General features: G+C 63.3%; 22 protein-coding genes. 13 read left to right on the top strand and 9 right to left on the bottom strand.

What is annotated here, in order from left to right; translation table 11 throughout:
* Nucleotides 1–9: 9 nt before the first annotated feature.
* Nucleotides 10–1,149, bottom strand: a complete 1,140-nt coding sequence (lptG, locus tag C266_RS03775) for an LPS export ABC transporter permease LptG (RefSeq protein ID WP_010804371.1) — start codon at nucleotides 1,147–1,149, stop codon at nucleotides 10–12.
* Nucleotides 1,149–2,276 (bottom strand): LPS export ABC transporter permease LptF, encoded by a 1,128-nt coding sequence (gene lptF, locus C266_RS03770; RefSeq protein ID WP_010804370.1) that lies wholly within the window; start codon nucleotides 2,274–2,276, stop codon nucleotides 1,149–1,151. Before lptF ends, lptG begins: the two co-directional genes overlap by 1 nt.
* Before the next feature lie 91 nt (nucleotides 2,277–2,367).
* Here lptF and C266_RS03765 point away from each other — a divergent pair, with 91 nt between their 5' ends.
* The 3 genes from C266_RS03765 to C266_RS03755 are packed head-to-tail and all read left to right on the top strand — an operon-like array spanning nucleotide 2,368 to nucleotide 4,654.
* Entirely contained in the window at nucleotides 2,368–3,879 is a 1,512-nt protein-coding gene (locus tag C266_RS03765; protein WP_010804369.1) for a leucyl aminopeptidase, read from the top strand.
* The gene (locus C266_RS03760) at nucleotides 3,876–4,292 is read left to right on the top strand and encodes a DNA polymerase III subunit chi (protein WP_010804368.1); all 417 of its coding nucleotides are present in this window, start codon (nucleotides 3,876–3,878) and stop codon (nucleotides 4,290–4,292) included. The genes C266_RS03765 and C266_RS03760 overlap by 4 nt, the downstream gene beginning before the upstream one ends.
* 2 nt (nucleotides 4,293–4,294) lie before the next feature.
* Nucleotides 4,295–4,654, top strand: a complete 360-nt coding sequence (locus C266_RS03755; protein ID WP_010804367.1) for a DUF2486 family protein — start codon at nucleotides 4,295–4,297, stop codon at nucleotides 4,652–4,654.
* A 55-nt stretch (nucleotides 4,655–4,709) separates the two neighbouring features.
* Here C266_RS03755 and C266_RS03750 read toward each other — a convergent pair whose 3' ends face one another.
* The 3 genes from C266_RS03750 to ilvD (C266_RS03740) all read right to left on the bottom strand — a co-directional run bounded on the left by C266_RS03750 (nucleotide 4,710) and on the right by ilvD (C266_RS03740) (nucleotide 9,056).
* Nucleotides 4,710–5,078 (bottom strand): c-type cytochrome, encoded by a 369-nt coding sequence (locus tag C266_RS03750; RefSeq protein WP_010804366.1) that lies wholly within the window; start codon nucleotides 5,076–5,078, stop codon nucleotides 4,710–4,712.
* 196 nt (nucleotides 5,079–5,274) lie between these two features.
* Nucleotides 5,275–6,948 (bottom strand): dihydroxy-acid dehydratase, encoded by a 1,674-nt coding sequence (ilvD, locus tag C266_RS03745; protein WP_010804365.1) that lies wholly within the window; start codon nucleotides 6,946–6,948, stop codon nucleotides 5,275–5,277.
* 230 nt (nucleotides 6,949–7,178) lie between these two features.
* A complete protein-coding gene (gene ilvD, locus C266_RS03740; RefSeq protein ID WP_010804364.1) occupies nucleotides 7,179–9,056 on the bottom strand; it encodes a dihydroxy-acid dehydratase in 1,878 nt (625 codons plus the stop codon).
* A 199-nt stretch (nucleotides 9,057–9,255) separates the two neighbouring features.
* On the opposite strand from ilvD (C266_RS03740), the gene C266_RS03735 reads away from it, so the two are divergent.
* Nucleotides 9,256–10,188 (top strand): LysR family transcriptional regulator, encoded by a 933-nt coding sequence (locus C266_RS03735; RefSeq protein ID WP_010804363.1) that lies wholly within the window; start codon nucleotides 9,256–9,258, stop codon nucleotides 10,186–10,188.
* Nucleotides 10,189–10,394: 206 nt separating this feature from the next.
* Nucleotides 10,395–11,285, top strand: a complete 891-nt coding sequence (gene lgt / locus C266_RS03730) for a prolipoprotein diacylglyceryl transferase (RefSeq protein WP_010804362.1) — start codon at nucleotides 10,395–10,397, stop codon at nucleotides 11,283–11,285.
* 90 nt (nucleotides 11,286–11,375) lie between these two features.
* On the opposite strand, the gene C266_RS03725 is transcribed toward lgt, so the two are convergent.
* A complete protein-coding gene (locus C266_RS03725; RefSeq protein ID WP_010804361.1) occupies nucleotides 11,376–12,047 on the bottom strand; it encodes a GntR family transcriptional regulator in 672 nt (223 codons plus the stop codon).
* A gap of 342 nt (nucleotides 12,048–12,389) precedes the next feature.
* On the opposite strand from C266_RS03725, the gene dctP reads away from it, so the two are divergent.
* From dctP to C266_RS03695, 6 genes are all read left to right on the top strand, one after another.
* The gene (dctP, locus tag C266_RS03720) at nucleotides 12,390–13,436 is read left to right on the top strand and encodes a TRAP transporter substrate-binding protein DctP (protein ID WP_010804360.1); all 1,047 of its coding nucleotides are present in this window, start codon (nucleotides 12,390–12,392) and stop codon (nucleotides 13,434–13,436) included.
* Nucleotides 13,433–14,032, top strand: a complete 600-nt coding sequence (locus C266_RS03715; protein WP_010804359.1) for a TRAP transporter small permease — start codon at nucleotides 13,433–13,435, stop codon at nucleotides 14,030–14,032. Before dctP ends, C266_RS03715 begins: the two co-directional genes overlap by 4 nt.
* Complete coding sequence (locus tag C266_RS03710) at nucleotides 14,029–15,372, top strand: TRAP transporter large permease (RefSeq protein WP_010804358.1); 1,344 nt, start codon at nucleotides 14,029–14,031, stop codon at nucleotides 15,370–15,372. Before C266_RS03715 ends, C266_RS03710 begins: the two co-directional genes overlap by 4 nt.
* Nucleotides 15,373–15,473: 101 nt before the next feature.
* Entirely contained in the window at nucleotides 15,474–17,012 is a 1,539-nt protein-coding gene (locus tag C266_RS03705) for a malonyl-CoA decarboxylase domain-containing protein (protein WP_081636151.1), read from the top strand.
* Nucleotides 17,013–17,056: 44 nt separating this feature from the next.
* Nucleotides 17,057–17,857 carry an enoyl-CoA hydratase/isomerase family protein gene (locus C266_RS03700; protein ID WP_036661444.1) on the top strand — a complete coding sequence of 267 codons (801 nt, stop codon included), beginning with the start codon at nucleotides 17,057–17,059 and terminating at the stop codon, nucleotides 17,855–17,857.
* Between the two features lie 75 nt (nucleotides 17,858–17,932).
* Nucleotides 17,933–19,465 carry a malonyl-CoA synthase gene (locus C266_RS03695; protein ID WP_036661391.1) on the top strand — a complete coding sequence of 511 codons (1,533 nt, stop codon included), beginning with the start codon at nucleotides 17,933–17,935 and terminating at the stop codon, nucleotides 19,463–19,465.
* A 157-nt stretch (nucleotides 19,466–19,622) separates the two neighbouring features.
* Here C266_RS03695 and C266_RS03690 read toward each other — a convergent pair whose 3' ends face one another.
* The gene (locus C266_RS03690; protein WP_010804354.1) at nucleotides 19,623–20,330 is read right to left on the bottom strand and encodes an SIMPL domain-containing protein; all 708 of its coding nucleotides are present in this window, start codon (nucleotides 20,328–20,330) and stop codon (nucleotides 19,623–19,625) included.
* 188 nt (nucleotides 20,331–20,518) lie between these two features.
* Nucleotides 20,519–20,989, bottom strand: coding sequence for an EVE domain-containing protein (locus tag C266_RS03685; RefSeq protein WP_010804353.1), 471 nt, complete (start codon nucleotides 20,987–20,989; stop codon nucleotides 20,519–20,521).
* 285 nt (nucleotides 20,990–21,274) lie between these two features.
* Here C266_RS03685 and C266_RS26015 point away from each other — a divergent pair, with 285 nt between their 5' ends.
* Nucleotides 21,275–22,063, top strand: a complete 789-nt coding sequence (locus C266_RS26015) for a hypothetical protein (protein WP_010804352.1) — start codon at nucleotides 21,275–21,277, stop codon at nucleotides 22,061–22,063.
* Between the two features lie 101 nt (nucleotides 22,064–22,164).
* Here the strand turns inward: C266_RS26015 and ompA are convergent, their stop codons facing one another.
* Nucleotides 22,165–22,833, bottom strand: a complete 669-nt coding sequence (gene ompA / locus C266_RS03675) for an outer membrane protein OmpA (RefSeq protein ID WP_010804351.1) — start codon at nucleotides 22,831–22,833, stop codon at nucleotides 22,165–22,167.
* 411 nt (nucleotides 22,834–23,244) lie between these two features.
* Between ompA and gyrA the strand changes: the two genes are divergently transcribed.
* The gene (gene gyrA, locus C266_RS03670) at nucleotides 23,245–25,866 is read left to right on the top strand and encodes a DNA gyrase subunit A (RefSeq protein WP_010804350.1); all 2,622 of its coding nucleotides are present in this window, start codon (nucleotides 23,245–23,247) and stop codon (nucleotides 25,864–25,866) included.
* Nucleotides 25,867–25,926 lie beyond the last annotated feature (60 nt).

The following is a 25,926-nucleotide window of genomic DNA, read 5'->3' as shown; positions in this document are numbered from 1 at the left end:
GCCTGCACCTCAGTGCTTGTCCACCCAGCGCAACGCCGCGATCGCGAGCACCAGATAGAGCAACGATGGTAACGCCGCCGTGAACCACGCCGGCCAGGTGTTGAGCATGCCCAGATGCGAGAACAGATTGTTGAGCAACTGGAAGCTCATGCCGAGCATGATCCCGCCGAACACCTTCAGACCGATGGCCCCGGCCCGCGCATGCAGGTAGGCGAATGGCAGCGCCAGCGCCATCATCACGAAGACGGCAAGCGGGTATAGCAGCTTCTGCCAGAGCGCGAGGTTGTATCGGTCGGTGTTCTGCTGATTCTCCTTCAGGTGACCAATGTACCGGTACAGACTGCCGATGGCCATGTTGTCCGGCGAGACCATCAGCACGGACAGAATCTGCGGCGTGAGTTCCGAGCGCATCTGCACCGTGTCGATATGCACCTGCTTGCTCTGCACCAGGGCGCGCAACGGGTCGTTGCTGGCCGTGGCGTCGCTCGTTGCGCTGAAGACCGTTTCGGACACGTCGGTCAGCTTCCAGAAATTCGGTGCCTCGAACTTCCCGAGCTTCGCCAGCCGTACGCTGTCGAGCCGCAGCTTGTCATCGAACTCGTAGATGCGAACGTTGGCGATGGTGTTATCCGGGTTGAGCGTGCCCACATTGATGAAGCGGGTGACACGCGAACCGTCCTGATCGACGGTGTCCTTGACCCAGACCCCGGAGCGAAAGCCGGCCGAGACCGAACTGCCCAGCGCCTCGAGACGAATCTTCTGTGCGAACTGCTCGGCGTTCGGCGCAACGTACTCGCCGATGACGAAGGTGATCATCACGATCGGGAAACCGATTTTCAGCAGGGAACGCAACGCCTGACCGGTTGAGAGGCCCGAGACGCGGAAGATCGTGAATTCCGAATTACCCGCCAGTTGCGCGCAGACATAGATGGCGGCAATGAGCGAGGCGACCGGAATGATTTCGTACATCCGCTGCGGGGCGAACAGCAGCACATAAGCCAGGGCATGCTGGAAGCGGTAACCGCCGCGGCCGACGTCGCCCAGTTCGCTCACGAGATCGAAGAAGACGAACAGACCGACGAACGCGAGCAAAACGAACAGGAACGCGAGATAGATCTGGCGCGCGAAATATTTCTCGTAGATGCGCATCAGCGAGTGCCTCCCGATGCACGCACTCCACCGGCGCCGTGGTTGCGACGGCGGCCGAACAGCCCGCGGAATCGCACACGGCGCAGATAAAGCAGCACGATGACACCGAGGGCCAGCGCGTGCAGTAACCATACGCCGAGGGCCAGCGGCAAGCGCTCCTGCGCCACATACGCTTGCGACAGGCTCAGCAAGTTGGTGTACCCGAGATAGATCAGCACGGCCATGACCAGATTGACAGTGCGGCCGTGGCGCGGGTTCTGATAGGCGAGCGGCACGGCAAGCAGCACGAGCGAGAGCGCGAGCAGGGGCAGGCCGATGCGCCAGACGATTTCGCCGCGGAAGATCGGATTCTGAATCTCACGGAACAGGCGCATGGTCGGCACCCCCTTGGTCGGGGTGTTGTCGGTGTCGACCGCTGTCGGGTTGTCGATCTTCACGCCGTAGCGCTCGAACTCCATGACCCGGTAATCGGGCTGACCGGGCACACCGTCGTAGCGACGGCCCTTCTCGAGCACGATATAGCGGTTGCCGTCCTTGGTCGTCTCGATATGACCGTCTTTCGAGACGACCACATTGACCTTGCCGTTCTCGGTGCCGGAGACGAAGACGTTGTGGACCTTGGTGGTGTCGGGCGAGACCGTCTCCACGAAGAACACCCGGTGGCTCGCAGCGCTCTCGCGGAACTGGCCCGGTGAGATCATCGAGACATCGTCTCGCTGGGCAAAGCGGGCTTCAAGGGTGGCGATCTGCAGATTTGCCCACGGCCACGCGACCAGCGCGCAGAACGTGATCACGGCCAGATAGGGCGTGGCAAAGCGCAGCACCGGCTTGACGAAGTTGGTGATCGACAGGCCCGAGGCAAACCACACGACCATCTCAGAGTCGCGATACCAGCGGGTGAGGACAAACAGGATCGAGACGAACAACGTCACGATCAGAATGACCGCGAGGTAGCCGATCACGGCCAGGCCGATGAGCACGAGTACGTCGCGCGGATCGGCTTTCCCCGACGCGGCGAAGCCCAGGATGCGGATCATCATGGTGGTGAGCATGACGGTGATCAGCACCATGAAGACGGCCCCGGCGGTGTAGTTCAGCTCGCGCTGCAGGGAACGCTGAAAGATCATGTGATGACGATTGGGGTGCTCTTGCGGTTGGGTGAGCGCGGAAAAAAGCGGATAATTGCGGCTCGTACGAATTTTACCCGAGGAAAGCGCGATGGACTTTAGCACAAAAGCCTTCGATTCGACCAAGGCGGGACAGGCCGACCTTGCCAACGCCAAAACGGAGTGTCTGGTGGTCGGCGTGTTCGAGCAGCAGCCGCTCGCGGGGCTTGCCAAGGCGCTCGACGTCGCGAGCAAGGGCCTGCTGGCACGCATGGTCAAGCGCGGCGAACTCAACGGCAAGCTCGGCAGCACGCTGATGCTGCACGAGGTTGCCGGATGGAGCCCGGCACGTGTGCTGTTCGTCGGACTGGGGCCCGAGGACAAGTTGACGCAAAAGGGTTTCAACGAAGCCACGCGCGCCGCCGTGCGCACGTTGCTCGCCTCGCGCGCCACCGACGCCATCTGGACGCTGGCGCAAGTCAAGATCGCCAAGCAGGACATCGCCTGGGCCGTGCGCGCCTCGGTGCTCGCGCTGCGCGAGGCCACCTACCGTTTCGTTCAGATGAAGAGCAAGGCCGAACCGGCCACCACCGTGCTGAGCAAGGTCTACTTCGCGGTTGCCCGGGAAGACGAGAAGGCCGCCAAACTGGCGGCCAAGCGCGGCACGGCCATCGCTAACGGCATGGCGCTCACCAAGGACCTCGGCAACCTGCCGGGCAATGTGTGCACCCCGACCTATCTGGCCGGCGAAGCGCAGAAGCTCGCGCGCGAATTCAAGCTCAAGTCCGAAATCCTCGGGCCGAAGCAGATCGAAGCGCTCAAGATGGGATCGTTCCTGTCGGTTTCGCGTGGCTCGCACCAACCGCCGCGGTTCATCGTCCTCAAGTATGAGGGCGGCGGTGCCAAGCAGGCACCGATCGTGCTGGTTGGCAAGGGTGTGACCTTCGACTCGGGCGGCATCTCGCTCAAGCCGGGCGAAGGCATGGACGAGATGAAGTACGACATGTGCGGCGCCGGCTCCGTGCTCGGGACGATCCGCGCGGTCGCCGAGATGGGCCTCAAGCTCAATGTCATCGCCATTGTGCCGGCTACGGAGAATATGCCGAACGGTCAGGCGACGAAGCCCGGGGACGTGGTCACCAGCATGTCCGGCCAGACCATCGAAGTGCTGAATACCGACGCCGAAGGCCGACTGATCCTGTGCGACGCGCTCACCTACGCGGAACGCTTCAAGCCGGCCGCCGTGATCGACGTGGCCACGCTGACCGGTGCCTGCATCATCGCGCTTGGCCATGTGAACTCGGGGCTGTTCTCGAAGAGCGACACCCTTGCCGATGAACTGCTCGCCGCAGGCCGCACGACGGGCGATACGGCGTGGCGTCTGCCAGTCGAAGAGGAGTATCAGGAGCAGCTCAAGTCGAATTTTGCCGACATGGCGAACATCGGCGGGCGTCCGGCGGGTAGCGTAACGGCGGCCTGCTTCCTGTCGCGCTTCACCGAGAAGTACGACTGGGCTCACCTCGACATCGCCGGTACGGCATGGAAGAGCGGTGCGGCCAAGGGGGCAACAGGCCGTCCGGTGCCGTTGCTCACGCAGTTCCTGATCGATCGCGAGGCCCGGTGACCCGCGTCGACTTTCACACGCATGTGGCGAACCGGCTGGAATACGCTTGCCGGTTCGCGCGCAAGGTCTATGGGTCTGGGCAGACGCTCGTGGTCGTCGGCGAACCCGACGTGCTGCGAGCATTCGATCAGGCGCTGTGGACGTTTTCGCCGCTGGAATTCGTGCCGCATTGCTTCACCCGCGACCCGCTCGCCCCGCAGACACCCGTAGTGCTGGCCGCCCCCGACGAGGAAGCCCAGCATCACCAGGTGCTGCTCAATCTGGCGGCCGGCGTGCCCACGCACTTCGCGCGTTTCGAACGGGTGGTCGAGATCGTGGGCGGCACGCCGGACGAATTGTCCGGCGCCCGGGAGCGCTATCGCTTCTACCGCGATCGCGGCTACACCCTGAACAACTACGACCAGAGAGGCTGACCGTGTCGAACGAGCCCGAGCGCACCGATCCCGGCATTCCCACGCTGACCGAAGTGCTCGCGCCCGGCGAGGCCGCAGCGCCACAGCACGCAGCACCCACGGCTGCGGCGATCGAGCAGGGCGTGCCGGCCGACGTCGCGGTCTTCGCGGAACGTGTGAGCGCCCGGCTCACGCTGCAACTGGCCGATGAAATCACGACGATGGTGGAGCGCCGCTGTCACGACGCGTTGATCGACCAGACCGCGTGGCTGGTGCAACTGATCGGCAAACAGGTCGCCGACGCTTTGCAGGTACAACTGCCGGACCGTATCCGGCAAGCCGTCATCGAAGAGGTCGCGAAGCAGGTCCGCTCGCAAGGGTAGGGCTTCGGAGATGCCGTGACGCGACGGTCACGGCCAACGCCCTCGAACTGACCGCTTAACGCGCCATGCCGAGTATCCAGCGGGCCAGACGGGCCGCCTCGTCCGGGGCGACCTGCGGGCTCGCGGGCATCGGAATGCTTCCCCATTTGCCGTGACTGCCGTCTGCAATGGAACGCGCGATCTCCTCGGCTGCACCGGTTTGCCCGGCGTAGCGCTTGGCGATAGCCCGATAGGACGGGGCGAGCAACGTGCGGTCGGTGGCATGACACGTCATGCAATTGCGCTCGCGGGCGAACTTCTCCATCGCGTGCGCGTCCGATGCGTCGGTGGCCTGCGCGCTCGTCTGCGCGAGCGCGGTGCCTGCCGCAATCATCAGCCAAGCCCCGAGCGTCGCACTGGCGGACTTGCCGGCAAATTCCTTCATTTGATACTCGTTTCCGGAGAGTGGTGGGGGGAAGTCTGGCAGCAATATAGCATTGGTCTGCCGGTCGCCTAAGCGTCGCTGCCAAAGCGAGACAGAACGACGCCAGCGAGCCAGTCGATAGCCCCGTCGCAAGCGCAAGTGACGCCGCCAGCAATTTCTTCGCGGCCTCGTGTGCCGTCACGAGGCCGCGAAGAAATCAGCCCGTCGCGCCGCCCTTGTTGGCCGGTTGCGCCAGCGCCGCGTACTTCGCCAGAACCCCTCGCGTGTATCGCGGTGCCGGTGCTTTCCACGCCGCGCGCCGCCGTGCGAGTTCATCGTCCGGCACATTCAGTTGCAGCAGCAGCTTGTGCGCGTCGATGGTGATCGAGTCGCCTTCGTGCACGAGGGCAATGGTGCCGCCGACGAATGCCTCCGGTGCGACGTGTCCGACCACCATGCCCCACGTTCCGCCCGAGAACCGGCCGTCGGTGACGAAACCGACCGTCTCGCCGAGCCCCTTGCCGATGATGGCCGAGGTCGGCGCGAGCATCTCCGGCATGCCCGGCCCCCCCTTCGGGCCGAGATAGCGCAGCACGAGAATGTCGCCCGCCCGGATCTTGTCGCCGAGAATCGCTTCCATCGCGCTTTGCTCGTCGTCGAACACGCGCGCCGGACCGGTGATTACCGGATGCTTCAGGCCGGTGATCTTCGCGACAGCGCCGTGCTCGGCCAGATTGCCCTTGAGGATGGCGAGATGGCCTTCCTTATAGAGTGCCTTGTCGATGGGGAAGATCACGTGTTGATCGGCGCGCGGCACCGACGGCACGTCCTTCAGTGCTTCGGCAAGGGGCTGGCCGGTGATCGTCAGGCAGTCGCCGTGCAGCAGACCGGCGTCGAGCAGGATCTTGAGCACTTGCGGAATGCCGCCGGCCTTGTGCAGATCCGTCGCCACATACTTGCCCGACGGCTTCAGATCGCAGATGACCGGCACGCGCGCACGAATGCGCTCGAAGTCCTCGATGCGCCACTCGACGTCGGCGGCGTGCGCGATGGCGAGATAGTGCAGCACGGCGTTGGTGGAGCCGCCCGTGGCCATGATGAGTGCCACGGCGTTCTCGATGGACTTGCGGGTGATGATGTCGCGCGGCTTGATGTCTTTCTTGACGGCTTCGATCAGCACCCGTGCCGATTCGGCGGCAGAGTCGACCTTTTCCTGATCGGGGTTGGCCATCGTCGACGAATACAGCAACGACATGCCCAGCGCTTCGAACGACGAACTCATCGTGTTGGCCGTGTACATGCCGCCGCAGGAGCCGGTCGACGGACAGGCGTTCTTCTCGATGCCCTTGAAATCGGCCTCGGTCATGCGACCGGCCGTGAATTCGCCCACGGCCTCGAACGACGAGACGATGGTGAGATCCTTGCCCTTCCAGTTGCCCGGCTTGATGGTGCCGCCGTAGACGTAGATGCCCGGCACGTTGATGCGCGCCAGCGCAATCATCCCGCCCGGCATGTTCTTGTCGCAGCCGCCGATCACGACCACGCCATCCATCCACTGCCCCTGCACGGCAGTTTCGATACAGTCGGCAATGACTTCGCGAGAGACGAGCGAGTACTTCATGCCCTCCGTGCCCATCGACATGCCGTCGGAAATGGTCGGGGTGCCGAAGGTCTGCGGATTGGCCTGATGGGTCTTGATGGCATCGACGGCGGCGTCGGTGAGGCGTTGCAGCCCCGCGTTGCACGGGGTGATCGTCGAGTGGCCATTGGCCACGCCGATCATCGGATTGTCGAAGTCTTCTTCCTTGTAGCCCAGCGCGTAGTACATCGAGCGGTTGGGCGAGCGCGCCACGCCTTGCGTGACATTTCGCGAACGACGGTTGAATGCCATGACGGTCTCCTGTGGGGATGTGCCACGCCACCGGCTACCGCAGCGTTGCGCACAACCGTTGTTGTATCACGCTGTCATGCTGGCGGCATGGCGAAAATCCGACCACGCCGCCGGGTGTCGTTACTGCGGCACCTTACGTCCCTTCATGGCGAAGCTTGCGCGGGAGCGGCCGGTCATTGCACTTTCCGAACCGCCGCTCCCTTGCGAACCCGTCGTTGCCGACCAACGGATCAGCCGCGCTTGCCCAGCTTCAACTGCGACAGGTCGCGCACGGCGCCGCGGTCGGCCGAGGTGGCCAATGCCGCATACGCCTGCAAGGCTTGCGAGACAACGCGCTGACGATCCACCGGCTGCCATGCCTTGTCGCCACGGGCCTCCATGGCGGCGCGGCGGCGGGCCAGTTCCTCATCCGGCACGGCCAGATGCATCTTGCGCTGGGTGATGTCGATCTCGATCACGTCGCCGTCTTCGACCAGACCGATGGTGCCGCCTTCGGCGGCTTCCGGCGAAGCGTGGCCAATCACCAGACCCGACGAGCCGCCCGAGAAGCGGCCGTCCGTGAACAGGGCGCAGGTCTTGCCCAGCCCCTTCGACTTCAGGTACGACGTCGGGTACAGCATTTCCTGCATGCCCGGGCCGCCCTTCGGGCCTTCGTAGCGAATCACGACCACGTCGCCCGGCTGAACCTTGTCGCCCAGAATGCCTTCGACGGCGTCGTCCTGGCTCTCGAACACGCGGGCACGGCCGGTGAAGACCCACTGCGACTCGTCCACGCCGGCCGTCTTCACGATGCAGCCCTTCTCGGCGAGGTTGCCGTACAGCACGGCCAGACCGCCATCCTTCGTATAGGCATGCGCCTTGTCGCGGATGCAACCGGTTTCGCGGTTCAGGTCGAGCGACGGGTAGGTCGACGACTGGCTGAACGCGATGGTCGTGGGCACGCCACCGGGGGCGGCGCTGTAGAACGTGTGCGCCCGATCCCCTGTCGTGCCTGCACCGCCCGCCACGTCCCACTTGGCGATGGCTTCGCCGAGCGTGCCGCTGTGCACGTTGCCGCACGAGGTGTCGAGCAGACCGCCGCGCGCGAGTTCGCCCAGAATGCCGATGATCCCGCCCGCGCGATGCACGTCTTCGATGTGGTACTTGTCGGTCGCCGGGGCGGCCTTGCACAGGCACGGCACCTTGCGCGAGATGCGGTCGATGTCGGACATCGTGAAGTCGACACCGGCTTCCTGCGCGGCGGCGAGCAAGTGCAGCACCGTGTTGGTCGAGCCGCCCATGGCGACGTCGAGCGCCATGGCGTTTTCGAAGGCGGCCTTGGTGGCGACGTTACGCGGCAGGACCGAGGCGTCGTCTTCCTGATAGTAGCGGCGGCACAGATCGACCACGAGACGGCCGGCCTGTTCGAACAGCCCGCGGCGCCAGGCGTGCGTGGCGACGATGGTGCCGTTGCCCGGCAGAGCGAGACCGATGGCTTCGGTCAGGCAGTTCATCGAGTTGGCGGTGAACATGCCCGAGCACGAGCCGCACGTCGGGCACGCGCTGCGCTCGACTTCCGCGACCTCGGCATCGCTCACCTTCGGGTCGGCCGCTTTGATCATGGCGTCGATCAGGTCGATCTTGGTGATCACCTGAGTGTCGCCCGACTTGACCTTGCCCGCTTCCATCGGGCCGCCCGAGACGAACACGACCGGAATGTTCAGGCGCATCGCGGCCATGAGCATGCCCGGGGTGATCTTGTCGCAGTTGGAGATGCAGACCATGGCGTCGGCGCAGTGCGCATTGACCATGTATTCCACCGAGTCGGCGATCAGTTCGCGCGACGGCAGCGAGTACAGCATGCCGCCGTGGCCCATGGCGATACCGTCGTCGACGGCGATGGTGTTGAATTCCTTGGCCACGCCGCCGGCCGCCTCGATTTCCTTGGCCACGACGGCGCCCAGGTCGCGCAGGTGCACGTGACCCGGCACGAACTGCGTGAAGGAGTTCACCACGGCGATGATCGGCTTGCCGAAGTCGTCGTCTTTCATGCCGGTGGCACGCCACAGGGCGCGGGCACCGGCCATGTTGCGGCCGTGGGTAGAGGTGCGGGAACGGTATTGAGGCATGATCGTCTCTGAAACGCTGTACTTGTGGGATGAACGAAAACCGGGGCCGCCAGGCTTTATTTCGACTGAGTTCGAGCGTCTGCGGGCTAAGCCGCCCACGCCACGGGGCACACCGGTGTCGGCCGGATGTCAAGATTCGTCTTTCCTTGAATGCTTGTCAAATATATTATTTGACTCAGATTGAGTCGAAAAACATATCATGGATCTCAGGCAATTCAGGTACTTCGTCGCGGTGGCCGAAGAGCGTCATTTCGGACGCGCCGCCCAGCGTCTGTCGATGACGCAGCCGCCGCTCTCGCAGCAGATTCGGGCACTGGAGGCGTCGCTGGGCGCGCCGCTGTTTGTGCGGACCAACCGGTCGGTAGAGCTGACGGCCGTCGGCCGGCAACTGCTGCCCGAGGTACGGCGCATTCTGGCCGACGCCGACGCGCTGCCCGCGCTTGCGCAAGGACTGGCGCACGGCGAGGTGGGAACACTGTCGCTGGGATTCGTCTCGACGGCGGACTACGGCATCCTGCCACCGCTGTTGCGCGAGTTCGGAGAGCGTTATCCGCGCGTGCGCCTGCAACTGCTCGAAGCGACGAGCGACGTGCAGGTCGAGGCACTCATGGACGGCCGCATCGACGCGGGGCTCTTCATTCCGCCGGTGCCCGCGCGTTACGCCAACGAACTCTCCTATCTGCCCATCGTGCGCGAGCCGCTGATGCTGGCGCTCCCCGCCGCGCGCGACGACGTGGCTGCCGACGCGCCACAGGGCGAGCCGGTGAGTCTGGCCGACTTTGCTGACGAGCCGCTCGTCATCTTTCCGCGGCGCGTGGCACCGGCGTTCTACGACATCATCATGGGCTGCTATGCCGCGCTGGGCCTCACGCCGCGCGTGGGGCAGGAGGCGATTCAGATGCAGACCATCGTGAGCCTGGTGTCGGCGGGCATGGGTGTGGCGCTGGTGCCGCAGTCGCTGTGTCACCTGCGACGCACCGGCGTGACCTATCGCGCACTGCGCGAGACAAGCACGCTGATCGAGACGGGCTTGCTCTGGCGTACCGCGGAAGTCACGCCGGTGCTCGAAGGCTTTCTCGAGACCGCGCGAGGCGTGGCGCACACCCCGCCGGGGGCGACGCTGTCGAGTTGATCGTCCGAATGACGGCGCCCGCCCGCCTGCCGCGACGGGGTGCGCTCGTGGTATTGTGCTGCCCATCCCAAGGCATGCCAGGCCAGCCTTCAATGAGAAGACAACGAACTGGCGTGTCACACGATGGCGGCAAGGTTTTTGCGTGCGTAGCACGTGCCGCCATTGCGCCGACGGAACCTTTGTTCACGAATCGATTCTTCTGATCCATGCTGATTCATCCTCAATTCGACCCGGTCGCGATTCATCTCGGCCCGCTCGCCATCCGCTGGTACGGCCTGATGTATCTGGTCGGCTTCATTCTGTTCCTGCTCGTAGGGCGGTTGCGCGTGCGTCAGCCCTTCATCGCCAAGCAAGGCTGGAAGGCGCAGGATCTCGACGACATGCTGTTCTACGGCGTGCTCGGCGTGATTCTCGGCGGACGTCTGGGCTATGTGATCTTCTACAAGCTGTCGTTCTACCTGGCGAATCCGCTCGATATCTTCAAGGTGTGGGAAGGCGGCATGTCGTTTCACGGCGGCTTCCTCGGCGTGCTCGTCGCCATGTGGCTGTTCACGCGCCGCCGCGGGCATTCGCTGCTCGAAGGCACCGACCTCATTGCGCCGATGATTCCGCTGGGGCTCGCTGCGGGCCGTCTGGGCAATTTCATCAACGGTGAGTTGTGGGGACGTGTGACGTCGCCCGATTCGCGCTTCGCGATGCTCTTCCCGCAAGCGGCGGCGGAAGATGCCCAATGGGTGATGACGCATCCGCAAGCCATGGCCGATCAGGCGATGGCGGCGGTGTTTGCCCAATTCCACGGGCTGCCGCGTTACCCGTCGCAGTTGTTCGAGGTGGCGCTGGAGGGCGTTGCGCTGTTCCTGCTGCTGTGGTTCTTCGCACGACGCGCGCGTCCGGCGGGCGCAGTGTCCGGCATGTTCCTCGTCGGTTATGGGGCGTTTCGCTTCCTCGCCGAATTCACGCGTGAGCCCGACGCATTCCTCGGCTTGCTCTCGTTCGGTCTGTCGATGGGCCAATGGCTCTCGCTGCCGATGGTGGTGGCAGGCGTGATCATGCTCGTGTGGTCGTATCGCTGCGGGCCGGTGGCGTCTCACGTCTGACGCACCGGCAGACGCTGCGCCGCAGCCCGTAACGCAAAGGGCCGCCGGAGACTCCTCCGGCGGCCCTTTTGTTTTGGGGCGGGTGTTCGCTCAGCTTGCCTTGCGTTCGAGCGCTCGCAACGACGCCATCAGATCGGCGAAGCGCTCGCCCTGCACCGTGACGTGACCGCGAAGGCGTTCCGACGCCGCGTCGGCGTCACCCGCCTCGATGGCGCGAAACACGGCGTCGTGCTCCGCGAACGATTGGTGCGGCCGGTCGCGTACACGAAGTTGCAGACGGCGATAGACGCGCAACCGGTGGTGCAGTTGCAGCGCAGTTTCCTGCAGATAGGCGTTGTGACTGGCCTGATAGATCAGGGCATGGAAGCGCGCGTTGACTTCGTAGTACGTGTCGATGTCTCTCGCCTCGGCGGCCGCCCGGCTGGCTTCGTGCGTCTCGCGCAACGCCGCCAGTTCGTCTTCGGTGATGCGACGGGCGGCCAGCCGTGCGCACATCGACTCCAGTTCGGCCATGACCTCGAACATCTCGCATAGCCGCTGGGGATCGATTTGTGCCACCACCGCGCCCCGCCGGGGGCGTATGTCGATCACGCCCGACGACGCCAACTGAATCAATGCTTCGCGCAGGGGCGTGCGCGACACACCGAATGCGCTCGCCAGTTCGACCTCGTCGAGCCGCATGCCGGGCGGGTACTCACCTACGGCAATCTTCTCTTCGATTGCCTGTCGCAGCGCTTCCGATCGCTTCGGTTTTACGGTCATGACGCTCTCGCTCGGTCGTGTGTCGACCCCGTCGAACGGGGCTGAAGGGGGGGGCCATCGCTGCCAAAGTACCGCGTGAACTCCCCGTTGAAGATCGGGGTAAACGCGAAAAATGTATTTTTACGGATCCATTTTGTATACACCGTAATGGATTGACTATACGATTTCAATCCGAGAGCGGCAACTCGCGCACTCGAAACACCTAAAACTAAAGCAGTCATCCGTACATGCAGTGCCGGCGAACCGGTGGTGCACCCTGGGGCGCGTCTTCCCGCGCGGCCCGGGCGATGTCAGACACCGGGTTTCGCTGGTTCACCACTGACAGAAGTGACAGGAGACGCCATGGAGACAACCCTTTCCCCGCTGCGGCGGCAACTCATGCTGGGTGCCGCTTCGGCACTCGTGACCGGCGGTCTGGCCAGCCCTTGGGGCGGCGCATTCGCGCAGAGCGGTCCGCTCAAGATTTCCCATCAGTTCCCCGGCGGCACCCTCACCGAGGGCGATTTCCGCGACCGGCTGTGCCGCAAGTTCGCTCAGGAAGTCGAGAAGCGTACCAACGGTGCGCTCAAGTTTCAGGTCTATCCGGGCAGTTCGCTCATGAAGACCAATGCACAGTTCTCGGCGTTGCGCCGCGGGGCGCTCGACCTTTCGCTCTATCCGCTGCCCTATGCCGGCGGGGAAGTGCGCGAACTCAATATCGGATTGATGCCGGGACTCGTGACGTCTTACGCGCAGGGCACTGCCTGGCGCAACGGCGAAATCGGCAAGGTACTCACTGACGTGCTCGCCGAGAAGAACATCGTGATCGTGAGCTGGGTCTGGCAGGCGGGCGGTGTCGCGAGCCGCACCAAGCCGCTCGTCACCCCCGAAGATGCCAAGGGGCTCAAGGTGCGCGGCGGCAGCCGCGAAATGGACATGATGCTCAAGGAGGCCGGCGCGGCCGTGATCTCGCTGCCGTCGAACGAACTCTATGCCGCCATGCAGACAGGCGCGATGGATGCGGCGATGACGTCGTCGACGAGCCTGATGTCGTTCCGTCTGGAAGAGGTGTCGAAGCACCTGACGACGGGGCGCAACAAGTCGTACTGGTTCATGCTGGAGCCGCTGCTCATGTCCAAGCAGATCTTCGACAAGCTGCCCAAGGATCAGCAGCAGGTGATTCTGCAAGTGGGCGCGGAGCTGGAGGCGTTCGGCACCGAAGCCGCGAAGGCCGACGATGCGCAGATTGCCAGCGTCTACACCAAGGCCGGCGCGAAGGTGTACGACCTGGACGAAGCGACGGTGATGAAGTGGCGCGACATTGCCAAGCGCACCGCATGGAAGGACTACGCGAGCAAGTCGGACACCTGCGCGAAACTGCTCGCGCTTGCCGAGAAGGTGCCTGCATGAGCGGGGCCATCGTGAGCGCGGAGCCCGCGGTGGCGCGCACTCGCGTGTTGCGGCGGCTCGACGCCCTGTTGCAGGGCGTGAGCCGTCTGCTCATGATCGTGTGCATGCTGGCGCTGGTCGGCGCCGCACTGGTGCTCAGTTACAGCGTGTTCGCGCGGCACGTGCTCAAGCTCGCCACCGACTGGCAAGACGAAGCCGCCGTGTTCTTGCTGGTCGGCGCGACCTTCGTGTCTGCCGCGCACGTGCAGCACTTGCGCGGGCACATCGGCATCGAAGCCGTGACGACGTTGCTTTCGCCGCGTGTGAACCGGGTGCGGCGATGGCTCGTGGACATCGTCACGCTCGCGTTCTGCGGCTTCTTCGCCTGGAAGTCGTGGACGCTGTTCTGGGAAGCCTATGCCGAGGGTCAGACCAGCAGTTCGACGTGGGGCCCACCGCTGTCGATTCCCTACGGACTGATGGCGTTCGGCATGACGTTGCTGACCGTGCAACTGCTGCTGCAAGTGGCTATCGGCGCTTGCGAGATGGGGAACCCGCCGGGCCGCGACACACCGCCCGCATCGAACGCGTCGAATCGCCCGGGAGGACACGCATGAGCGAACTCGGCATCGGATTGCTCTATGGCGGCGCCACGCTCGTCGCCATGTTCTCGGGCATGCCCATCGCGTTCGCGCTTGGGGCAGTGGCAGTGGCGTTCATGTTCGGCTTCATGCCGGCGTCGTCGCTCGACACCATCACGCAAAACGTCTATGAGGAAATGGCCAGCATTACGCTGCTGTCGATCCCGCTGTTCATTCTGAAGGGCGCCGCCATCGGCAAGTCGCGCGCGGGGCAGGATCTGTATCTGGCGCTGCACGCCTGGATGCGACGGATTCCGGGAGGGCTCGGCATTGCGAATGTTTTCGCATGCGGGCTGTTCGCCGCGATGGCAGGGTCGAGTCCGGCAACGTGTTCCGCCATCGGCAGTGCCGGGATTCCGGAGATGCGCCAACGCGGTTATTCGCCGGGCTTCGCCGCCGGGATCATCGCGGCGGGCGGCACGCTGGGCATTTTGCTTCCGCCGTCGATCACGATGATTCTCTACGCGGTGGCGGCGGAGCAGTCGCTCGGGCGTCTGTTCCTCGCGGGGATCGTGCCCGCGCTGCTGCTGGTAGGGCTGTTCTCGTGCTACGCGGCCTGGCGCTATCGCAAGGAGTACGGGCGTGCGCAACTGGCGCTCGCACGCGATGGCACGCCGTCGCCGTTCCCGAGCGAGCCGCCCGCCACCCTGCGCGAGAAACTGGCGTTGCTGCCGCGCGTGCTGCCGTTCGTGACGCTGCTCATTGGCGTGATGGCGGCGCTCTACGGCGGGTATGCCACGCCGTCGGAGACGGCCGGTCTTGGCGGATTGCTGGCGCTTGCGCTCATCGCGGTGATCTACCGGATGTGGAAGCCGCGCCAGCTTGCCCCGATTCTCACCGGCACGTTGCGCGAGTCGACCATGCTCATGTTCATCATCGGCATGTCGCTGCTCTATTCCTACGTGATGAGCTATCTGCACATCAGCCAGTCGGCCGCGCAATGGATCGTGGGGCTGCATCTGTCGCGCTGGGTGCTGCTTGCCGCCATCTTGCTGATGGTCGTGGTGCTCGGCTTCTTTCTGCCGCCGGTCAGCATCATTCTGATGACGGCGCCGATCATTCTGCCGCCGCTCCGGGCCGCGGGCTTCGATCTGGTGTGGTTCGGCGTGGTCATGACGATTGTCATGGAACTGGGGTTGATTCATCCGCCGGTGGGTCTCAACATATTCGTCATCAAGAACACCGCGCCCGATATCGCACTGCGCGACATCGTGTGGGGTGTGATGCCGTTCGTGGTGTTGATGGTGGTGGCCGTCGTTCTCATCTGTCTGCTGCCCGGTTTGTCGCTGTGGCTGCCGGACCAACTGATGGGATGAGCAGGGGAGGTGGCGTGCGGGCACCGATCGCCCGGCGATGTGTCGTACCTGTTTTGAAAGCAAGCCCTGAGAGAGAGGAAGCCATGAAGGATGCGCCGATCATGTCAGCCACGTCCGTTCCCATATCGCCGAGTTCGTCGGCCCCGGCGGCGGCCTCGCCAGGGGGGCGGAGCGCCCCCGAGAGTGTGGCCGACCTCAGCGCTCCGGTGCCGTCGTCGAAGCCGTCGCTGGGGGAGCGCCTCGGGCAGTGGTTCGGACGTGGCGCGGGCAAGACGGGGGGGCCGAAGGATGGCAAAGGCGACAAGGGGGATAAGGGTGATAAGGGAGACAAAGGGGACGGCAAGATAGCCCCGGCGAAATTGTCGCCCAGAGCAGAGGGGGCGTTGCGCCGGCAGTTGACGCAATGCCTGTCGGCGCGACAGACCGACTCCGCCGCCAACGAAGCCGCACGCGAGTTCATGACGCGCTACGGCGCGGCGTCGCCTGAAGAGCAGTTAGCGTTGCTCACCGTCGTTGCCGATATCTGTGCGAGCGACGGCAATGCGCTCGCCGACGCGGGCAAGGACGGCGACGGCGCCAGCGCCAAACGCGCCGCCGGCGGACTGGCGGGCGCACTGGGCAGCGCGCGCGTGCGGTTCCTCAAACGCTTCAACGCGTTGCCCGACGGTCTGCCGTTTCTGGTGCGCTGGCGCTCGGACATGCTGCACCATCGCGCAGCATTGCCGGGCCTCGCGGCCCTCGAAGAGGATCTCGGCAGCCTCTTCTCGACATGGTTCGACGTCGGCCTGCTGGAGTTGCATCCGATTACGTGGGATTCGCCGGCGTCGCTGCTCGAAAAACTCATGCGCTACGAGGCGGTACACGAGATTTCGTCGTGGGCCGACTTGCGCAACCGGCTCGACTCCGACCGGCGGTGTTACGCATTTTTCCATCCGCGCATGCCGCGCGAACCGTTGATTTTCGTCGAAGTGGCCTTCGTCCCCGACATGGCAGCCGACGTGCATTCGCTGCTCGACGAGAAGGCCCCGCTGGAAGACTTGCGCCGTGTGCGCTGGGCCATCTTCTATTCGATTTCGAACACGCAGCCGGGGCTGCGCGGCGTGAGCTTCGGCAACTTCCTGCTCAAGCGCGTGATCGACGAGCTGCAAGTCGATTTCCCGAAGCTGCGCAACTTCGCGACACTCTCGCCTATCCCCGGCTTCAACGACTGGCTCAAACAACTGTCGGCGCAGGCACTTGCCGAGGCGCTCGGTCCGAAGCGGGTGAAGTCGCTGACACAGGAAACGCCGCTGGCCTCAGGCGTCTCGGGGGTGCAGATGATGACCTGGCTGCAATCCTCGCCGGAGCGCAAGAGCGTGCAAGCGTTGCAGCGCAGTCTGGGGGAGGCGCTGGCCGCGCACTATCTGGCGCGCGAAACCGTGCGCGGACAGCCGCGCGATCCGGTGGCGCGGTTCCATTTGGGCAACGGTGCGCGTGTGGAGCGGATCAACTGGCATGCAGACCTTTCGAAGAAGGGCGCGAAGCAATCGTGCGGCATGATGGTCAATTACCTCTACGAGCCCGACGAACTCGACGCCAATCTGCAGCGCCTCATCGACGGCGAACCGGCACTCGGACGCGCGGTATCGCGCTTGCTCTGAGCGCCATAGGAATGCCGCGGCGGCCGCAAGCGCTCATCAACATCATGGAGACACGTGTGAGTGAAGTTCTGCGCGACGACAGTTCGCTTGACGAGGGATGGGTCACCCTGACGCTATCGAACCCCGCCAAGCTCAACGCCATTTCGGTGGCGATGTGGCGCGCGTTGCGCGCGCATTTGCAGGCGCTTGACGAGGACGCACGTGTGCGGGCCATCGTCATTCGCGGGGCGCAGGGCAACTTTGCGGCCGGTGCCGATATCGAGGAGTTTCCGGTTGAGCGCGGCAGTTACGATACGCTGCGTCGCTATCACGGCGAGGTGATCGGGCCGACGCTCGACGCATTGGCGCGATGCCGGCATCCGAGCGTGGCGCTGATTGAAGGGGTATGCGTGGGCGGCGGTCTGGAGATCGCCGCGCATTGCGACCTGCGTATTGCCGGGGAGGGCGCACGGTTCGGCGTGCCGATCAACAAGCTCGGTTTTCCGATGGCACCCGGCGAACTGCGCGGCGTGCTGGCGCTGGCGGGGCGCGCGGCCACGCTTGAGATCCTGCTCGAAGGGCGAGTCTTCGGTGCGGCGGAAGCCCGCGAGAAGGGGCTGCTCACGCGGGTGGTTGCCGACGAGGACGTCGAAGCAGCGGGCTACACTTGCGCCCGGCGCGTCGCCGCCGGTGCGCCGCTCGCGGCGCAACTGAACAAGTGGCTGATCGCTCGCCTGGCGCCGAGCGTGCCGCCGTTGTCGGAGGCCGAATGGCAGAAGGCCTTCTCCTATTGGGACTCGCACGATCACCGCGAAGGCGTAGCGGCATTCCTTGAGAAACGGCCGCCCGATTTCCGGGGACGCTGAGTGCCGGCGCACCCCCAGTATTTCCGATTTCACTGACGCAACGACGTATCCACTGTTTCGAATCCGGTTCTGTTTATGATGCAAGACGCCAACCTCTATCGACTTTTTTCCGAACGTTTTCCTGCCGACAAATCGGCGTGTGCCATCGAGACACCCGAAGGGCTCTACTACAGTTGGGACGACCTCGAGCACGCGAGCGCGCGGATGGCGAACCTGCTCGCGAGTCTCGATCTGTCGCCCGGCGCGCGTATCGCCGTGCAGGTCGAGAAGTCTCCCGAAGCGCTGCTGCTTTACCTCGCGACCCTGCGTGCAGGGTTCGTCTATCTGCCGCTCAACACGGCGTATCGCGACGCCGAGATCGCGTATTTCGTCGAAAACGCGGCGCCGGATGTCGTGGTGTGCAGCCCGGCGAATTTCGGTTGGGTCTCGAAGATTGCGTTCACCAATGGCGCGAAGCACGTCTACACGCTCGGGGACGATCGCACGGGCTCGCTGCTGGAGCGCGCGGCGTGGTTCGGCGATACCTTCGAGACCGTGCCGCGCTCGCCCGACGATCTCGCTGCGATTCTCTACACGTCGGGCACCACGGGCCGCAGCAAGGGCGCCATGCTCTCGCACGGCAACCTCGCGAGCAACACACGCGTGCTGCACACGTTCTGGGGCTGGGGCGAGCGCGAAGGGGGCGACGTGCTGCTGCATGCGCTGCCGATTTTCCACGTGCACGGGTTGTTCGTCGCGAGTCACGCGGCGTTGTACTCGGGCAGCAAGATGATTTGGCTGGCGAAGTTTGATGCGCGTGAAGTGCTGCACCAACTGGCGCGCGCCACGGTGTTCATGGGCGTGCCCACGTATTACGTCCGGCTGCTGGCGGAGCCGGGACTCACTCGCGACGCGTGCCGCAACATGCGACTGTTCATCTCGGGCTCGGCGCCGTTATTGCGCGAGACGTTCGACGCTTTCCGCGAGCGCACGGGGCATACGATTCTGGAGCGCTACGGCATGTCGGAGACGGTCATGCTGGTCTCGAATCCGTATCACGGCGATGCGCCCAGCGTGCGTCGTGCCGGTACGGTCGGCGTGCCGCTGCCGGAGGTGACGGTTCGCGTGGTGGGCGATGACGGCCAACCGAGCGCGCAAGGCGAGATCGGCCATATTCAGGTCAAGGGGCCGAACGTGTTTGCCGGATACTGGCGCATGCCGGAGAAGACGGCGGAGGAATTCACCAGCGACGGCTTCTTCAAGACGGGGGACGTGGGCAAGTTCGACGAGGACGGTTACGTGCACATCGTGGGCCGCTCGAAGGATCTCATCATCTCCGGCGGGTACAACGTCTATCCGAAGGAGATCGAGGGCTTCATCGACGAAATGGACGGCGTGGCCGAGTCGGCAGTCATCGGTGTGCCGCATCCGGACTTCGGAGAGGCGGTGGTGGCGGTGATCGTACCCCGCGACGGTGTGCCGGCACCCGACGAACGAACCGTCATCGACGCGCTCAAGCAGCGCATCGCGAACTTCAAGGTGCCCAAGCGCGTGCATGTCGTCACGGAATTGCCGCGTAACACGATGGGCAAGGTGCAGAAGAACCTGCTGCGCGATCGGTTCAAGTAGTCGCTTTGCGACACGTTGTCGCCGGCTTTGATGCGGCGATGTGCCGCGCCCGTGCCATCGTTGTCCCGAGCATGAAAAATGCCGCCCTTGCCGGGGCGGCATTTTCGTTGGTGCGCTAGCCGGGCTGCCGGGGTAGCGCCCGTTCGGCAGGCATGCCTTACTTCATCTGCACGGTGCCCGAGACCGTCACGGTCACTTGCGTCTTGCCGCCTTCCAATTGCATCGGCGGTGCGGCATCTGCGCTGGCGGCCATGGCCATTGCCTTCATCGCGTAAGGGCGCGGCATCATCGGGGCATTCGAGCCGACCTGCACCTGACGAATCGTGTAGCCGCTGTAACCGAAGGCCTTCGTGTTGTTCTGCGCCTGATCGCGGAACGCCTGGATGGCCTGATTGGTCAGTTCGGCCTGGGTCTTCTCCTGCGCTTCACGCGAGAGCGAGAACGACACGCCGTCCATCTGCATCTGATTCGAGATCTGGCTCGCGAGACGCGACGCTGCGCCGAAATCCTTCGACGTCATCTGCAACTCGGTGCGGCCGCGCCATGCCGTGATCTTGCCGTCGCGATTGGTGGTCGGGTAGAGGGAGACGTTGCCGGTCTGCACCTGCACGCCGTTCTGCCCCTTGGCGATGGACATCGCGCTGTTCGCCTTTTGCGTCAGGTTGCGCGACACCGTGGCGGCGTCCGGGCCCTGCTCCTGAGCCGACATCGTGATGTGAACAGTGTCCTGTTCGACTTCCTTCGTGGCATGCGCTTCGAGACCCAACACGCCTGAGACCTGACGGTTGAGTTCGTCACCCGACTGGGCGTAGGCCGCATTGGCGGCAGTGGCAATCAAAAGAGCTGCAGCGAGAGATTTGCGCATAGTGTTGTCCTTTTTCGAATGTTGGTTCGCATCTGAACGGCAAACGCTTGACAGACCGCCGGTACCGCCTTCGTGACATAACCCTGCTGCGAATGAAAAGGCAAGTGGGCGCGTACTATGCGTATGCCGGCAACGTTATACAGACGCTATCGCCCCAATTTTGGTTCCCAGATTCCCTTCGGCATCCTTCACGCCTTAAGTAAGTGCTTGCTGATGAACTTCCAGTGTTCGGGGGAGACAGGGGTGATCGAGAGGCGGTTGCCGCGCGCGAGCACAAGCATGCCATCCAGTTCGGGCGTCTGGCGCAGTTCGGTCAGCGGGACTAGCCGCGTCTTGCGATCGAGTTTGACGTCGACAAGCAACCAGCGCGGAGATTCCGGCTTCGACTTGGGATCGAAATATGGACTCTTCGGGTCAAACTGCGTGGGATCGGGGTAGGGCGTCGAGGCAACCGTGGCGAGTCCCGCGATACCGGGCACGGCGCAGCTCGAGTGATAGAAGAGTACCCCGTCGCCCACGCGCATGTTGTCGCGCATGAAGTTGCGCGCCTGATAGTTGCGCACACCGGTCCACGCAAGGGTCTGATGCTCGGCGCTGGCGAGATCGTCGATGCTCGCCTCTTCGGGTTCTGACTTCATTAACCAGTAGCGTTGCGTCATGGCGTTTCGGAGTTCAAGTGGATGCAACAGTGACAAACGTCGCTCAAACTCGCCCGAAGACGGTGCATTTGTAATCGATTGTTTGCCGCGCTGCGATATTTGGCCAAATCCTATACTATGCCTTGGTGACCTTCGTGTGACGTTTCACGTGACGCATGGGCCCATGACGTGGGTGCTGCGAGTTGCAGTGCACAACGCGTTCGTCAGTCTGCCCATTCGGCCCGGTCGCACGTACGGGCTTGAGCGAAACATGTTCGATTCCCTATGCCGATAGGAGAGTGTGTCATGGCAGCAGAGCCGTCTGTCCGAACCAATGCGTTCATCTTCTATTCTCTCGCCACGGTCTCGTTCATCGAGACCAGCGTCCCCGAATTCGTCTCCACCCTCAATCAGATGTATGGCGACGACGATGAGATGAGAACGTGGCTGCGCGATACCTGGCTGCCCGAAGAGGTCGAACACGGGCGTCTCGCCAAGGACTATATCGCACGTGTCTGGCCCGAGTTCGACTGGGCGAACGCTTACGATGCGTTTCTGGCCCGTTACAAGCCGCGTTGCGAGGTGCAGTACATGCGGCCTTCGCTGGCGCTGGAGGCGCTGTCACGATGCGTCACGGAGACGCAGACGGCGATGATCTATCGCTGCCTGGAATCCTATATGCCTGTCGACGAACTCAAGCAGATGATGCACAAGCTGAGCAACGAAGAGGTCGGCCACTATCGCTATTTCCGCAAGACATTCGATAGGTATAACGCTGTCGAGCAGCATGGCGTCATCAGCCGGTTGCGCACCATGGTGGCGCGCAGCGAACTGGTGCGCGACGAGGACATTGCGTTCGCGTTCGAGCCGCTCAATCATTTCTGGCGCTCGCCGCCGCCGTTCGAGCCGATGACCTGGGATGCGTTTCTGGCAATGTCGGGTGACGTGATGAAGCAGTACATGCCAGTGGAGGCGGCCGCGCGCATGATGTTCAAGCCGCTCGAGACCGGGTCGTGGTGGCGTGACCGTCCGGTCAAGGCGCTGCTGTCCTTCATGGTGAAGCGTCAGTACCCGCAGTTGGGCAGCGAGGCCTGACGGCGGCGCACTTGATCATCGCCGGGCGCCACCGGTTCGCTTGTGCAACGGACGAAAAAAAACCCCGCCGAGGCGGGGTTTTTCGTAGTCGGCGAACCGTATTACTTGTTCGTGCCGACGACTTCGACTTCCACGCGACGATCCGGTGCCAGGCACTTGATCAGCTGACCGCGGTTCTTCTGGTTGCAACCAGTCGTAACCGGGTTACGCTTGCCCTTGCCTTCGGTGTACACGCGGTTGGCTTCGACGCCCTTGCTGACCAGGTAGGCCTTCACAGCTTGAGCACGACGCAGCGACAGACGGTCGTTGTACTTGTCCGAACCGATGCGGTCGGTGTAGCCCGTGGCAACCACGACTTCGAGGTTCAGTGCTTGAACCTTGCCAGCCAGGTCGTCGAGCTTAGCCTTGCCTTCCGGCTTCAGGACGGCCTTGTCGAAATCGAACAGAGCGTCGGCCTGATAGGTCACCTTTTGCGAGACCGGAGCCACCGGAGCCACCGGAGCCGGTGCCGGAGCTGCAGCCTGAGCGATGATCGAGCCATCGCACTTGGCATTGGCCGTGGCCGGGGTCCAGTAGGCATCGCGCCAGCAGAGTTCGTCCGAGCCGTTCTTCCAAACCCACTCGCCGCTGCCGTTCACCCAGTTGTCGTTGACTGCTTGCTTCGAGGCCGCGATCGGACCCGGAGCGGTCTGGACGTAATTTTGGGCCATAGCCGAAGCAGCCATCACTGCGGTAGCTGCAACGATCGCGAGCTTAGCGAATTTATTCATATTTCTCCTCTCGAAATGAGATTACCGCAGGTTTACTGCGAGCCTAGACGACGGAACCAAAGTCTTACATCGCTCGAAGTATAACATCGGCAAGTGCGCGAAAGCATGGCCCATGCACTTCGAATAATGTCTAACTTATGCCACGGCATTTTGCCATAGCGCTTCAGCCAGCCGCGAGCAAAACCCCAAGTTTGCTGCCCGTCGTGGCGCAGTTGTGGTTTGAGCGCAACACCTTTTGAGGGCCCTCGCCAACCGTTTCATTTCTGATCGTTGTCTGACATTTTGGCATGCCAGACATGTCTTGTGCATTGCATCACGCTCGTTTCGGATGCCTATGACGGGCATGTTAGAATCTCAGGATCATATCGCCGGCAGCCGCCTATCGCGATTAGGGTTTGATAGACACGAATAATGGATCAGTTCGCCAAAGAAACTCTCCCGATTTCGCTCGAAGAAGAAATGCGGCGGTCGTATCTCGATTACGCCATGAGCGTGATCGTCGGCCGCGCCTTGCCGGACGTGCGTGACGGCCTGAAGCCTGTTCACCGCCGTGCACTGTTCGCCATGCACGAGCTGAACAACGACTGGAACCGGGCGTACAAGAAATCGGCACGTATCGTCGGTGACGTCATCGGTAAATACCACCCGCACGGCGACGCCTCTGTATACGACACGATCGTTCGTATGGCCCAGCCGTTTTCGCTGCGCTATATGTTGGTCGACGGCCAAGGCAACTTCGGGTCGGTCGACGGCGACAACGCCGCTGCAATGCGATACACCGAAGTGCGCATGGCCAAGATCGGTCATGAGTTGCTTGCGGACATTGACAAGGAAACCGTCGACTTCGGTCCGAACTACGACGGCAGCGAGAAAGAGCCGCTCATCCTGCCGGCCCGTATCCCGAACCTGCTGCTCAACGGTTCGTCGGGTATTGCGGTTGGCATGGCCACGAACATTCCGCCGCATAATCTGAACGAAGTCGTCGACGCCTGTCTGCACGTGCTTCAGAACCCGGATGCCACCGTCGACGAACTCATCGAGATCATCCCGGCACCGGACTTCCCGACTGCGGGCATCATCTACGGCATCTCCGGTGTGCGCGAAGGCTATCGCACCGGCCGTGGCCGTGTGGTGATGCGAGCAAAGACTCACTTCGAGGATATCGATCGCGGTCAACGTGTGGCGATCATCGTCGATGAGTTGCCGTATCAGGTAAATAAGCGCTCACTACTCGAGCGGATTGCCGAACTGGTCAACGAGAAGCGTCTCGAAGGGATTTCCGACATTCGCGACGAGTCCGACAAGAGCGGCATGCGCGTGGTAATCGAACTCAAGCGCGGCGAGGTGCCCGAGGTTGTTCTCAACAATCTCTATAAGCACACACAACTGCAAGACACGTTCGGCATGAACATGGTGGCGCTGGTCGACGGCCAGCCCAAGTTGTTGAACCTGCGCGAAATGCTGGTGCATTTCCTTGCGCATCGTCGCGAAGTGATTACTCGCCGCACGGTCTATGAACTGCGTCGTGCCCGTGAGCGTGGCCATGTGCTCGAAGGTCTGGCGGTAGCGCTCGCTAACATCGACGACTTCATCGCGATCATCAAGGCGGCGCCGACGCCGCCGATCGCGAAGGCCGCGTTGATGGAGAAGGCGTGGGATTCGTCGGTGGTGCGCGACATGCTGTCGCGTGCGGAGACCGAGTCTCAGGGGGGGCGCGAAGCCTTCCGCCCGGAAGGTCTCGACCCGGCGGTGGGCATGCAGGCAGACGGTATGTACCGTCTGTCGGAGACGCAGGCGCAGGAAATTCTGCAGATGCGTCTGCAACGCCTGACCGGTCTGGAGCAGGACAAGATCGTTTCCGAGTACAAGGAAGTGATGTTGCAGATCGCCGACTTGCTCGACATTCTGGCGCGTCCGGCACGTGTGACGGCCATCATCAGCGAAGAGCTGACGGCTGTGCGCGCCGAGTTCGGCGACGCCCGCCGCTCGACCATTGAACACAACGCCACCGAACTCGATACGGAAGACCTGATCACCCCGCAGGATATGGTGGTGACGTTGTCGCACTCGGGTTACATCAAATCGATGCCGTTGTCCGAGTACCGCGCGCAGAAGCGCGGCGGACGCGGCAAGCAGGCGGCAGCCACGAAGGACGACGACTGGATCGACACGCTGTTCATCGCGAATACGCATGACACGATCCTTTGCTTCTCGAACCGCGGCCGTGTGTACTGGATCAAGGTTTATGAAGTGCCGCAGGGTTCGCGGAACTCGCGCGGGCGCCCGATCGTCAATATGTTCCCGTTGCAGGACGGTGAGAAGATCAACGTCGTGCTGCCGGTCAAGGAGTACACGGAAGATCGCTTCGTGTTCATGGCAACGAGCTTGGGCACGGTCAAGAAAACACCGCTCGCGGCCTTCAGCCGTCCGCTCAAGAAAGGCATCATCGCTGTGAACCTGGACGACGGCGACGTGCTGATCGGCGCGGCCATCACCGACGGTGCGCACGACGTCATGTTGTTCTCGGACAGCGGCAAGGCCGTGCGCTTCGACGAAAACGACGTGCGTCCGATGGGGCGTGAGGCGCGCGGTGTTCGCGGCATGCAACTCGAAGACGGTCAAACGGTCATCGCGCTGCTGGTCGCAGAAAACGAGCAGCAGTCGGTGCTGACAGCGACCGAAAACGGCTACGGCAAGCGCACTTCGATCACCGAATATACGCGCCATGGCCGTGGCACTAAGGGTATGATTGCGATCCAGACGAGCGAGCGCAACGGCCGGGTGGTCGCGGCGACGCTGGTTGAGCCGGATGACGAGATCATGCTGATCACCACTGGCGGGGTGCTGATCCGTACGCGCGTGTCGGAAATTCGCGAAATGGGCCGGGCCACGCAGGGGGTGACGCTGATCAGCCTGGATGAAGGCACGACGCTCTCAGGCCTGCAACGCATCGTTGAGTCCGACGCCGAGGTTGCCGAGAATGGCGAAGCACAGGGCGACGACGAGGCGCCGGAAGCGGATGTCACGGAGTAATACTGACGTAACTCGATGTAATCTACGGGTGCATTGCCCCGAAAAGTCAGTAGAATCTGG

It is taken from the genome of Pandoraea sp. SD6-2 (assembly GCF_000389825.1).
Lineage (GTDB): Bacteria > Pseudomonadota > Gammaproteobacteria > Burkholderiales > Burkholderiaceae > Pandoraea > Pandoraea communis.
This window is presented reverse-complemented; position numbering and strand designations above follow the sequence as displayed.

Coding starts and splice junctions, on each gene's coding strand:
- lptG (WP_010804371.1), bottom strand. CDS start 1,149: ATGCGCATCTACGAGAAATATTTCGCGCGCCAGATCTATCTCGCGTTC.
- lptF (WP_010804370.1), bottom strand. CDS start 2,276: ATGATCTTTCAGCGTTCCCTGCAGCGCGAGCTGAACTACACCGCCGGG.
- C266_RS03765 (WP_010804369.1), top strand. CDS start 2,368: ATGGACTTTAGCACAAAAGCCTTCGATTCGACCAAGGCGGGACAGGCC.
- C266_RS03750 (WP_010804366.1), bottom strand. CDS start 5,078: ATGAAGGAATTTGCCGGCAAGTCCGCCAGTGCGACGCTCGGGGCTTGG.
- ilvD (WP_010804365.1), bottom strand. CDS start 6,948: ATGGCATTCAACCGTCGTTCGCGAAATGTCACGCAAGGCGTGGCGCGC.
- ilvD (WP_010804364.1), bottom strand. CDS start 9,056: ATGCCTCAATACCGTTCCCGCACCTCTACCCACGGCCGCAACATGGCC.
- C266_RS03735 (WP_010804363.1), top strand. CDS start 9,256: ATGGATCTCAGGCAATTCAGGTACTTCGTCGCGGTGGCCGAAGAGCGT.
- lgt (WP_010804362.1), top strand. CDS start 10,395: ATGCTGATTCATCCTCAATTCGACCCGGTCGCGATTCATCTCGGCCCG.
- C266_RS03725 (WP_010804361.1), bottom strand. CDS start 12,047: ATGACCGTAAAACCGAAGCGATCGGAAGCGCTGCGACAGGCAATCGAA.
- dctP (WP_010804360.1), top strand. CDS start 12,390: ATGGAGACAACCCTTTCCCCGCTGCGGCGGCAACTCATGCTGGGTGCC.
- C266_RS03715 (WP_010804359.1), top strand. CDS start 13,433: ATGAGCGGGGCCATCGTGAGCGCGGAGCCCGCGGTGGCGCGCACTCGC.
- C266_RS03710 (WP_010804358.1), top strand. CDS start 14,029: ATGAGCGAACTCGGCATCGGATTGCTCTATGGCGGCGCCACGCTCGTC.
- C266_RS03705 (WP_081636151.1), top strand. CDS start 15,474: ATGTCAGCCACGTCCGTTCCCATATCGCCGAGTTCGTCGGCCCCGGCG.
- C266_RS03700 (WP_036661444.1), top strand. CDS start 17,057: ATGGAGACACGTGTGAGTGAAGTTCTGCGCGACGACAGTTCGCTTGAC.
- C266_RS03695 (WP_036661391.1), top strand. CDS start 17,933: ATGATGCAAGACGCCAACCTCTATCGACTTTTTTCCGAACGTTTTCCT.
- C266_RS03690 (WP_010804354.1), bottom strand. CDS start 20,330: ATGCGCAAATCTCTCGCTGCAGCTCTTTTGATTGCCACTGCCGCCAAT.
- C266_RS03685 (WP_010804353.1), bottom strand. CDS start 20,989: ATGACGCAACGCTACTGGTTAATGAAGTCAGAACCCGAAGAGGCGAGC.
- C266_RS26015 (WP_010804352.1), top strand. CDS start 21,275: ATGGCAGCAGAGCCGTCTGTCCGAACCAATGCGTTCATCTTCTATTCT.
- ompA (WP_010804351.1), bottom strand. CDS start 22,833: ATGAATAAATTCGCTAAGCTCGCGATCGTTGCAGCTACCGCAGTGATG.
- gyrA (WP_010804350.1), top strand. CDS start 23,245: ATGGATCAGTTCGCCAAAGAAACTCTCCCGATTTCGCTCGAAGAAGAA.